Genomic DNA, 9,868 nt, shown 5'->3' on the forward strand with positions numbered 1-9,868 from the left:
CCTTGGGGGAAAGGGTCAGACTTCCATCAGAATGGGAAGGATCATGGGGCTGCGCTTGGTGCGCCGGTAGATATAGGCGGAGAGCGTCTCCCGCACGCGGGTCTTGACGCTGTTCCAGTCGTGGGTGCGCTCGGCGCGGCAGCGCTCGAAGCACTGGATGACCAGCTTGCGGGCCTCGTCCATCAGCTCCTCGCTCTCGCGCACATACACGAAGCCGCGGCTGACCAGGTCCGGCCCGGCCAGCAGCTGGCCGTCGGCGGAGACGGTGGCCACCACGATGACCAGACCGTCCTGGGAGAGGTGGCGGCGGTCCCGCAGGACCACGTTGCCCACGTCGCCCACGCCCAGGCCGTCCACCATCACCGCGCCGGCAGGCACCGGCTCGCAGGTCTCCAGCCCGTCGGCGGACAGGCGGATGTCCTGGCCGATCTCGGCGATGTGGATGTTCTTGGCCGGGATGCCCAGGCTCTCGGCGGTCATGGCGTGCTTTTTCAGCTGCTTGTACTCGCCGTGCACCGGCAAAAAGAACTTGGGCGCGGTGAGGGTGAGGATGAGCTTCTGCTCCTCCTGGCAGGCGTGGCCGGAAACATGCACGTCGTACATGGATTCATAAATGACCTCCGCGCCCAGCAAAAGCAGGCCGTTCACCACCTTGGTGACCATCTTCTCATTGCCGGGGATGGGGGTGGCGGAGATGATGATGAAATCCCCGGGGCCCACATGCACGTTGCGGTGACTGGAAGAAGCCATGCGGGAGAGCGCGCTCAGCGGCTCGCCCTGGCTGCCGGTGGTGATGAGCACGATCTTTTCCGGCGGATACTTGTTCAGCTGCTCGATGTCGATGAGCACCCCTTCGGGGGCGTGCAGGTAGCCCAGCTCCAGGGCCATCTGGGTGTTGTTGGCCATGCTGCGGCCGCTCACTGCCACCTTGCGGCCGTTCTCCACCGCCAGGTCGATGATCTGCTGGATGCGGTAGAGGTTGGAGGCGAAGGTGGCGATGATGATGCGCTGTTTGTCCGCCCGGCGGAACAGGTTCGCAAAGCTCTGGGCCACCTTCTTCTCGGTGGCGGTGAAGCCGGGGCGCTCGGCGTTGGTGGAATCACTGAGCAGAGCCAGCACGCCCTTGGCGCCGTATTCCGCAAAGGCGGCCAGATCGGTGGGCCCGCCGGAGAGGGGGGTGTAGTCGATCTTGAAGTCGCCGGTCTGGATGACCACGCCCGCCGGGCACTCGATGGCGAAGGCCACCGCGTCGGGGATGGAGTGGTTCACATGGATGGGGTCGATGGTAAAGCAGCCCAGCTTGAACTTGCGCCGGGGGGTGATCTCCACCAGCTTGGTGCGGCCCAGCAGGCCGTGCTCCTCCAGCTTGTTCTTGATGAGGCCGATGGTCAGCCGGGTGGCATACACCGGCAGGTTCACCTGCTTGAGCAGATAGGGCAGCGCGCCGATGTGGTCCTCGTGGCCGTGGGTGATGATGACGCCCTTGATCTTGTCTTTATTCTGCACCACATAGGTGAAGTCGGGGATGACAAGGTCGATGCCGAACATGTCGCTGTCCGGGAAGACGAGGCCGCAGTCCACCATGAGCATGTCGCCCTGGCACTCGTACAGGGTGATGTTTTTGCCCACTTCGCCAAGGCCTCCCAGCGGGATGATGTGCATGGGGGTGGCGGCGGGGCCGTTCTTCTGCTTTTGCTGGGGCCGGCGGGTGCGGCTGTAAAAAGGCTTGCGGCGGGCATTGTCCGCCGGGCGGTTCTCGGCGGGCTGGGCCGCCTTGGGGGCGGGCTTTGCCTTGCCGTTCTTGCCCGCTTCGGGCTTTGACTGGGCCGCGGCTTTGGGGACGCGGGGCGCTCTGGGTTTGCGGGCGTTCTTTTCGGGATTGGGTTGATTCATAAATTTCCTCCGTAAAATGGTGCGCGAAAGATGCCCGGGCCGCCGCGGAACGCGGGCCGGGGCAAGGCGCGGGGTGAATGGGCGTATGTAGCCCTCTGATGGGGTTCGGGTGGGTCTCGCGGCAGCGCCGCCGGGCACGAAAAGTCCATTTGTTCAATGCGACCGGGCCCTTTTTTTGTAACGCACTCGGGTTTTAAGCAGATGCTTAAAGTTACGTTTATTATACAGCCGAATATCGGTTATTGTCAACAAAAAGGGTGGGCTGCCTCACGACAGTATAGACAAAAAAGCGCCGCGGAATGCCTGCCGTCCGGCCTTGCCCACCGGGGCCAAAGCGGGTATAATAAGAGCATCCGCCCCGCCTCCGCGGGGCAGCAGGACGGAGGAGCCCATGAAACAGATCGAAATTTTCACCGACGGCGCCTGCAGCGGCAATCCCGGCCCGGGGGGCTGGGGCGCGGTGCTGCGCTACAAGCAGCACGAAAAGGAGCTGAGCGGCGGCGAAGCCGAGACCACCAACAACCGCATGGAGCTGACGGCCCTCATTGCGGCGCTGGAACAGCTGAAGGAGCCCTGCGAGATCACCCTGTGCAGCGATTCCAAATATGTCATCGACGGCCTGGAAAAGGGCTGGGCCAAGGGCTGGCGCGCCCGGGGCTGGAAAAAGGCGGACAAATCCCCCGCTTTGAACCCCGACCTGTGGGAGAAACTGCTGAATCTGACCGAGGGCCACGTCATCCACTACAAGTGGATCAAGGGCCACGCCGGCCACCCCGAGAATGAGCGGTGCGACCGGCTGGCGGTGGCCGAGAGCAAAAAATTCGGCGGGCGGCAGGCCTGAAAAAGAATCAAGGAGTTTTGAGCAATGAGCGATGCGTTTTTGCCCGGCAACGGGTTTTCCACCTTTGAGGCGGCGGACAAGGTGCTGGTGGGGCTTTCCGGCGGAGTGGACAGCGCCGTCTGCGTGAATGTGCTGCGCCAGCAGGGCTTTGAGGTGCAGGGGGCGGTCATCCGCTTCTCCCCCACCCACGACAAGGCGGTGGCCGAGGCCCAAAAGGCCGCGGCGGCGCTGGGCGTGCCGCTGACGGTGATCGACGCGGGCGAGGCCTTTGAGAAAGAAGTGGTGGAGCCCTTCTGCGCGGCCTACTGCGCCGGGCGCACCCCCAACCCCTGCGTTTTGTGCAATCCTGCGGTGAAGTTCAAATTGCTGGCGGCCGAGGCGGACAAGCTGGGCTGCCGCTTCATCGCCACCGGCCACTACGCCCGGGTGGAGGACCGGGGCGACGGGGTCTACACCGTCTGCAAAGCGGTGAGCACCGCCCGGGACCAGAGCTACATGCTCTACCGGCTGGGGCAGGACATCCTGAGCCGGCTGTGCCTGCCGTTGGGCGAGTTTGAAAAAGAGGATGTTCGGGAAATGGCCCGGGAGGCCGCTCTCCCCTGCGCCGACGCGCCGGACAGCATGGAGATCTGCTTCATCCCCGACGGGGACTACGCGGCCTTCATCGAGGGCCGGGGCCTTGCGGGCAAAGAAGGGCATTTCATCGCCCCGGACGGCGCGGACCTGGGCCCCCACAAGGGGGTGCTGCGCTACACCCTGGGCCAGCGCAAGGGGCTAGGCCTCGCTTTGGGCAAGCCCGCTTTTGTGAAGGCCATCCGGGAGAACGGCGACGTGGCCCTGGGCTGGGCCGGTGAGGAATTCTTCGGCGGCATGCGTCTTTCGGATGTGTGCACCCCCGACGGCGCGCCCCTGCCCGCCGGGCATTACGAAGTGAAGGTGCGCAGCGCCGCCGCGCCGGTGGGCTGCACCTTCGACGGCGAGACACTGGTGCGGTTCGACGAGCCTGCCCGCGCCCCCGCCCCCGGCCAGAGCGCCGTGTTCTATGGCGGCGACGCGGTGATGGGCGGCGGCTTCATCGCCGAGGCGCTGGACTGACCCGCGGAACAAAAAAGAGCCGGCGGCTTTTCCCCGTTCAGGGAGAAGCCGCCGGCATTTTTATGCGTTCTCAGGCGTTGGGCAGCACCCCGGGAGCCGGGGCAAGGCGCTTTTGGATGTCCTCCAGAAGTTCCGGGCAGACGAACTCGGAGATGTCGCCGCCAAAGCTGGCCACCTGCCGCACCACCGAGCTGGACAGGTACATGTACTGGATGTCGGTGGTGAGGAAGAGCGTTTCCAGATTGGGATAGAGCTTTTTGTTGGTGAGAGCCATCTGGAACTCGTACTCGAAGTCGGTCACCGCGCGCAGGCCCTTCACCAGCGTGCAGGCCCCCTGCTGCCGGGCGTAATCCGCCAGCAGGCCGGCGTAGTAGTCCACCCGCACATTGGGGATGTCAGAGGTGACCCGGCGGGCCATCTCCACCCGCTCGGCGGCGGTGAAGGCGGTGTTGGTCTTGGTGTAGTTCACCATGATGAGGACGATCACCTCGTCAAAGAGGTTCGCCGCACGGCGGATGATGTCCAGGTGACCCTTGGTGATGGGGTCAAAACTGCCGGGGCAGATGGCGATGCGTTTTTCCATGTGGTTCAGTCCTTTCCCGGGCAAAGGCCCGGCGGGATGGGGCGATTTTTCAGCGCCCGGCGGCCATGCGGGCGGCCTGCACCGTGTTGCACAGCAGCATGGCCCGGGTCATCAGGCCCACGCCGCCGGGCACCGGCGTGATGAAGGCGGCTTTTTCGGCGGCGGCTTCAAAGTCCACGTCGCCGCAGAGCTTGCCGTCCGCGCCGCGGTTGATGCCCACGTCGATCACCGCCGCGCCGGGCTTGACCATGTCGCCGGTGATGAACTTCGCCTTTCCGATGGCGGCCACAAGGATGTCCGCTTCGGCGCAGATCTTCGCAAGGTCTTTGGTGCGGGAGTGGCAGACGGTGACGGTGGCGTTTTCCCGCAGAAGCAGCAGCGCGGCGGGTTTGCCCACGATGTTGCTGCGGCCCACCACCACCGCGCGCTTGCCCTCCATGGAAACGCCGGCGGCTTTCAGCATCTCGATGCAGCCGGCGGGGGTGCAGGGCAGAAAGCACTGCTGGCCGATGGTCAGCCGCCCCACGTTCACCGGGGTGAAGCCGTCCACGTCCTTTTCGGGGGGGATGGCGGCGATGACCGCCTGCTCGTCAATGTGGGCGGGCAGCGGCAGCTGCACCAGCACCCCGTGCACCGACGGGTCGTTTGCCAGAAGGCCCAGCTGCTCCAGCACCTCGGCCTGGGTGGCGCTTTCGTCCATGCGCACAAGGCGGCTTTCGATGCCGCACTCATGGCAGTCGTTCTGCTTGCCCCGCACATACACCTCACTGGCCGGGTCGTTGCCCACCAGCATCACCGCGAGGCAGGGGGTTATCCCCTGCCCTTTGAGCCGGGCCACCTCTTCGGCCACTTGCTGCTTGACCTGGGCTGCCAGAGTTTTTCCGCTGATGATCTGCGCCGCCATGGCGTTTTTCCCCCTTTCGTTCGGGTGGTTATTCTTCCGCTGTCTCCTGCTGTTCGGCTGCCGGGGCGGTCTCTTCCGCCGGGGCGGCTTCCTCAGCCGGGGCTGTCTGGGCCAGCGCGGCGGCCCGGGCTTCCCAGTTGGTCTGGGCGATCTGGGCGGTCTGGGCCGCGAAGGCCGCGTGGGACGCGCCCACCGGCAGCTTGCCGGCGATGGAGGCCACCTGCTCGTCGGTGAGGCCGGCGGCCTTTGCCTGTTTGAGGGTGTCGCCGCTCACCGCCAGCTGCACCTCAAAGGGAACGTTCTTGTACTTTTTGCCCAGCACGGCCAGCAGCACAAGGCCCGCCACCACGCACACAAGGGCAACCACCTGGCTCACCCGCAGCCCCAAGCCGGGGATGAGCAGAGAGTCGGTGCGCAGGCCCTCGATCCAGAAGCGGCCCGCGCCGTACCACACGGCGTAGAGCAGGGCGATCTGGCCGTTGAAGCGGCGCTTTTTCATGAAGGCCCACAGGGCGAAGAAGCCCACGAAGCACCAGACGCTCTCGTAGAGGAAGGTGGGGTGCACCGGCATGGAGGGGTCCACCATGACGCCCTCCGCCGCCAGCTGGCTCTGCCAGCGGGCCAGATAGTCGTGGGTGCCCTGGCTGTACATGCCGAAGAGGGAGTTGGTGTTGGTGCCGAAGGCCTCCTGATTGAAGAAGTTGCCCCAGCGGCCCATGCCCTGGCCGATGAGGAAGCCCATGGCCACCAGATCGAAGGTGGGCAGGATGGGCACCTTGCGCCACTTGCAGGCAAGGCCGCCGAACACCGCCGCGCCGATCACCGCGCCGTAGATGGCGATGCCGCCGTCCCGCAGGTTGATCATGTCCCAGATGGAGTCGTATTTGAAGGGAGCGAAGGCCACATAGTAGGCCCGGGCGCAGATGATGGCGCACACCGTGCCCACCAGAACCACGTCCACCAGGCGGTCGGCGTCCACGCCGAAGTCCGCCGCGTAGTGGAAGGCGAACACCAGCGCCAGCAGCAGGCCCGCGGCGATGATGATGCCGTACCAATAGATGTTCAGGCCGCCCAGGGTAAAGGCCACCCGGTCAATTTCAAGCTCCAGCCCCAGACGGGGGAACTGGACCAGATTCGTCATCATAAGCTGTTTCTCCTTTTCTGCCCTCAGGCGGGGTCCACCATCACGGTGGCGCTTCGCTCCGGACGAAGCATGGTCTGCAAGGCGTCGTCCAGGTCCTGTTTGGTCACGCTGGCAAGGGCTTCCAGTTCCTCGCCCGGCCGGCAGCCCCGCAAAAAGCTGCCCGCCAGAAGCGAGGCCGCGCTCTCGGTGCTCTCCAGGTCCTGCACCATCTCGCCGTAGAGCTGGTTCTTGCACAGGGTGAACAGTTCCTCGTCCACCCCTTCGGTGCGCAGCCGCTCGATCTCGGCCAGCAGCATGTCCCGCACCTTTTCCGGCTGGTCGGTCTCGCCGGTGAACATGAAGCAGCACAGGCCGTCCAGCGCCAGGAACTCGCCGTCAAAGCCGGGGTTCACCAGATTCTGGTCGTAGAGGGTGCGGTAGAGGGGGGTCATGCCGCCGCAGATGACCTCGGTGAGCATGTCGCAGATGACCTCGAACTTCACCCCGCGCACCGGGGCCTCCTTGAAGCCCACGCCAAGGCAGGGCTTTGCCACCTGCATGGAAAAGCGGGCCTCGGGCCGGGCGATGGCCGCGGGCTCGTCGGCTTCGATGCGCCGCACGCTGCCGGGGCGGGCGGGCAGTTTCGCCCGCTCGCAGGCGGCCAGCACCTGCTCCATGGTCACGTTGCCCGCCACCGCCAGCACCATGTTGCCGGGGTTATAGAAGGCGCGGCAGCTGTCGTAGAGCATGTCCGGCGTGATGGAGGCGATGCTCTCCACCGTGCCGGCGATGTCGTGGCGGATGGGGTGGTTCTGATACAGGCAGCCGAAGATGGCGGTCATCACCCGCCAGTCGGGGCTGTCGTCGTACATCTTTATCTCCTGGCCGATGATGCCCTGTTCCTTTTGGATGGTGGCCTCGGTGAAGTAGGGCTCGTTCACCATGCTCAGGAGGATGTCCAGGTTTTCGTCCACCTTGTCGGTGGCGGAAAAGAGGTAGCAGGTCTTGTCGAAGCTGGTGTAGGCGTTGGCGGAAGCGCCGGTCTTGGCAAAGCGGGCGAAGGCGTCGCCCTCCTCGCTCTCGAACATCTTGTGCTCCAGAAAATGGGCGGTGCCGGCGGGCAGATGGACGGTCTTTCCATCCACCTCAAAGTCCAGGTCGATGGACCCGAAACGGGTGCCGTAGATGGCGTAGGTGCTGCTGTAACCCGGCATGGGGCGCACCAGCACGGTGAGGCCGCTTTCCAGCACGGCGCTCTGGCAGCCGACGGCGCGGCGCACGGCTTCAAAGTTCTCAGCCATGGGTCTCCTCCTTTTGGGTCACAAGATAGCTCACCGACAGGGTGAACCGGCACAGGATGTCCCGCACCTTGTCCGCCCCGATGGTCTCCAGCCGGGCGGCGGCCTCTTCGGGGGTGCTGACACGGCCGCCCCGCATGATCTCGCCGAAATACCAGTTCTCCATGCTTGCCAGACTGTCGCCCACGCCGGCCATGCTGCTGGCAAGGGCAAGGCGGGCGTTTTCCAGCTCTTCGGGGGCGATGGGGCCCTCCAGCAGTTTTTCAAGCTCCGCCAGGATGGCCGCCTCGGCCTTTTTGGCATTGGCGGGCTCCACGCCGCTGTCCACCATCATGCAGCCGGAGGCGGCGGTGATGCGGCTGGCGCAGTAGTAGCAGAGGCTCTGCTTTTCCCGCACGTTCAAAAACAGGCGGCTGGAGGGCAGGCCTCCGAACACGCACATGGCCATGCGGTAGGCGTCCAGTTCTTCCGGGTCCGCCGGGCGGCCCATGGTGAACAGCATGCACAGCTTTGCCTGCACAAGGTCCAGCTTTTCCTCAAAATGCTGCGTCGGAACGGCGGGCATGGCCAGGAACGAGGGCAGCGGGGCCGGTTCGCGGCGCAGCCCTTCCAGCGCCGAAGCCAGCTTTGCCCGCACGGCGGCCTCGTCCATGCCCAGCACCATCACGTCGATGGAGGCGGTGCGCAGGATGTCCTTGTAGGCTGCGGTGAGGCTGGCGGGGGTGACGGCGGGCAGGTCCTCAAGATAGCCGTCCCGGGCGACGCCCGCCGCAGAATCCCCAAAGAAGCGGCGCTGGGCCTGCCGCACGCAGTAAAGGCGCTTGTCGTTGATCTCGCTCTCCAGCTGGCGGGCCAGGGTGGCCTTTTCGATGTTCACCGCCTCGGCGGAAAACGCGCCGTTCTCAAAATAGGGCTCAAAGGCCACGCCGAAGGCAAGCGCCGCGTACTCGGCGGAGAGGTGCTCTCCTTCCAGGGCGAACTCGTCCTTGATGCCGGTGACGCTGACGCTCAGCACCCGGCAGGCGCCCTGCATGAAGGTGGCCACGGTGAGGTCCGCGCCGTAGAGCCTGGCCAGCTTGCGGGAGAGGGCGGTCATATCCGGGCAGGCGGAATAGCCCCGCTCCAGCACCAGCGGCAGCAGGGCGTGGTCGGTGGCCGCGGGCCGGGCGGCGGCGAAGCGGAAGTGGATGGAAAGGCGGCAGCGGTTGAATTTATCCGCCGGCAGGGTGTGCAGCTGCACGCCGGGGGCGATGGATTCGGTGTGTAAGCTCATAGGTCTCCTTTTCGGTCAGGCGGAAAGCCCGTCCAGGTATTCTTCCAGGCACTTGCCGCTCTCGGTGATGGCTTTCGCGTTCTCCACACCCACATAGCGGTAGTGCCAGGGCTCGTAGATGATGCCGGTGATGGCCTGCTTGTCCTCGGGATAGCGCAGGATGAAGCCGTATTCCGGCGCGTGCTCGAACAGCCACTTGGCTGCGTCGGTATTTGCAAAGGCGGAGTCCAGGGTCTGGTGGTCGGGGGTGACGATGTCCGCCGCGAGGCCGGAATTGTGCTCGGAATAGCCGGGCACGGCCACCACCGTCTTGGCCTTGTCGTAGGCTTCCTCCTCAGACATGCCCTGGTCCAGCCATTTCTGCTTTTCCTGGTCAAAGAGGTTCTGCTGGTATTCCACCGTGCGGTAGCCCGAGCAGAGCAGCAGCTCCACCCCGTCCACGGCGGCGGCCTGCTTCATCTGCATGTAGGCGTCGGCGGCTTCGTCCGCCAGCTCCTTCTGGGTGGAGGCCTCGGCCACCTTGGTGGTGATCTGCCAGTCCTCCGGCAGGGCCACGTTGTTGTTCACCAGGGTCAGCCGCCAGTCGCCGTCGGTGGCGGGGGTGACGGTCTCGCCGGAGGAAGCGGGCTCACTGGCGGGCTCGCTGGCCGGTTCGCTGGAAGAGGTGGAAGCGGAGCCGGAGGAACTGGTGGTCTGGCTGGTGCTCTGGCCCGAGGCGCCGCTGTTCTCCTTCCCGTCGGTGAGAACGCCCACCAGCTTGAACACGCCGAAGCCCACCGCGGCGATCAGCACAAGGCAGACGGCACAGAAGATCAGGCGGTTGCGCGCCACCTGACGCTTGCGGCGGGCGCGGGCGGC

General features: G+C 65.3%; 9 protein-coding genes. 2 read left to right on the forward strand and 7 right to left on the reverse strand.

Going from position 1 to position 9,868, the window contains the following annotated elements:
* Positions 1–15 precede the first annotated feature (15 nt).
* Positions 16–1,893 carry a ribonuclease J gene (locus ACMI1Q_RS00430; RefSeq protein ID WP_419502413.1) on the reverse strand — a complete coding sequence of 626 codons (1,878 nt, stop codon included), beginning with the start codon at positions 1,891–1,893 and terminating at the stop codon, positions 16–18.
* Between the two features lie 391 nt (positions 1,894–2,284).
* Here ACMI1Q_RS00430 and rnhA point away from each other — a divergent pair, with 391 nt between their 5' ends.
* Positions 2,285–2,734, forward strand: coding sequence for a ribonuclease HI (gene rnhA / locus ACMI1Q_RS00435; RefSeq protein ID WP_330058461.1), 450 nt, complete (start codon positions 2,285–2,287; stop codon positions 2,732–2,734).
* A 24-nt stretch (positions 2,735–2,758) separates the two neighbouring features.
* Positions 2,759–3,829, forward strand: coding sequence for a tRNA 2-thiouridine(34) synthase MnmA (mnmA, locus tag ACMI1Q_RS00440; RefSeq protein ID WP_419502414.1), 1,071 nt, complete (start codon positions 2,759–2,761; stop codon positions 3,827–3,829).
* 70 nt (positions 3,830–3,899) lie between these two features.
* Here mnmA and coaD read toward each other — a convergent pair whose 3' ends face one another.
* The 6 genes from coaD to ACMI1Q_RS00470 form a co-directional block, all read right to left on the reverse strand.
* Positions 3,900–4,412, reverse strand: coding sequence for a pantetheine-phosphate adenylyltransferase (coaD, locus tag ACMI1Q_RS00445; RefSeq protein ID WP_394980797.1), 513 nt, complete (start codon positions 4,410–4,412; stop codon positions 3,900–3,902).
* A 49-nt stretch (positions 4,413–4,461) separates the two neighbouring features.
* A complete protein-coding gene (gene folD / locus ACMI1Q_RS00450) occupies positions 4,462–5,316 on the reverse strand; it encodes a bifunctional methylenetetrahydrofolate dehydrogenase/methenyltetrahydrofolate cyclohydrolase FolD (RefSeq protein ID WP_419502415.1) in 855 nt (284 codons plus the stop codon).
* Between the two features lie 28 nt (positions 5,317–5,344).
* Positions 5,345–6,460 carry a prolipoprotein diacylglyceryl transferase gene (gene lgt, locus ACMI1Q_RS00455; protein WP_419502416.1) on the reverse strand — a complete coding sequence of 372 codons (1,116 nt, stop codon included), beginning with the start codon at positions 6,458–6,460 and terminating at the stop codon, positions 5,345–5,347.
* A gap of 23 nt (positions 6,461–6,483) precedes the next feature.
* Entirely contained in the window at positions 6,484–7,740 is a 1,257-nt protein-coding gene (yfmH, locus tag ACMI1Q_RS00460; RefSeq protein ID WP_419502417.1) for an EF-P 5-aminopentanol modification-associated protein YfmH, read from the reverse strand.
* A complete protein-coding gene (locus ACMI1Q_RS00465; RefSeq protein WP_419502418.1) occupies positions 7,733–9,010 on the reverse strand; it encodes a M16 family metallopeptidase in 1,278 nt (425 codons plus the stop codon). The genes yfmH and ACMI1Q_RS00465 overlap by 8 nt, the downstream gene beginning before the upstream one ends.
* Before the next feature lie 15 nt (positions 9,011–9,025).
* A partial coding sequence (locus tag ACMI1Q_RS00470; RefSeq protein ID WP_419502419.1) for a M15 family metallopeptidase occupies positions 9,026–9,868 on the reverse strand: 843 nt, incomplete at its 5' end.

This window comes from Candidatus Allofournierella excrementavium, assembly GCF_048526665.1.
Taxonomy (GTDB): Bacteria; Bacillota; Clostridia; order Oscillospirales; family Ruminococcaceae; genus Allofournierella_A; species Allofournierella_A excrementavium.

Bases quoted from the DNA above. Each gene is read 5' to 3' on its own strand.
- ACMI1Q_RS00430 (WP_419502413.1), bottom strand. From the start codon at position 1,893: ATGAATCAACCCAATCCCGAAAAGAACGCCCGCAAACCCAGAGCGCCC.
- rnhA (WP_330058461.1), top strand. From the start codon at position 2,285: ATGAAACAGATCGAAATTTTCACCGACGGCGCCTGCAGCGGCAATCCC.
- mnmA (WP_419502414.1), top strand. From the start codon at position 2,759: ATGAGCGATGCGTTTTTGCCCGGCAACGGGTTTTCCACCTTTGAGGCG.
- coaD (WP_394980797.1), bottom strand. From the start codon at position 4,412: ATGGAAAAACGCATCGCCATCTGCCCCGGCAGTTTTGACCCCATCACC.
- folD (WP_419502415.1), bottom strand. From the start codon at position 5,316: ATGGCGGCGCAGATCATCAGCGGAAAAACTCTGGCAGCCCAGGTCAAG.
- lgt (WP_419502416.1), bottom strand. From the start codon at position 6,460: ATGATGACGAATCTGGTCCAGTTCCCCCGTCTGGGGCTGGAGCTTGAA.
- yfmH (WP_419502417.1), bottom strand. From the start codon at position 7,740: ATGGCTGAGAACTTTGAAGCCGTGCGCCGCGCCGTCGGCTGCCAGAGC.
- ACMI1Q_RS00465 (WP_419502418.1), bottom strand. From the start codon at position 9,010: ATGAGCTTACACACCGAATCCATCGCCCCCGGCGTGCAGCTGCACACC.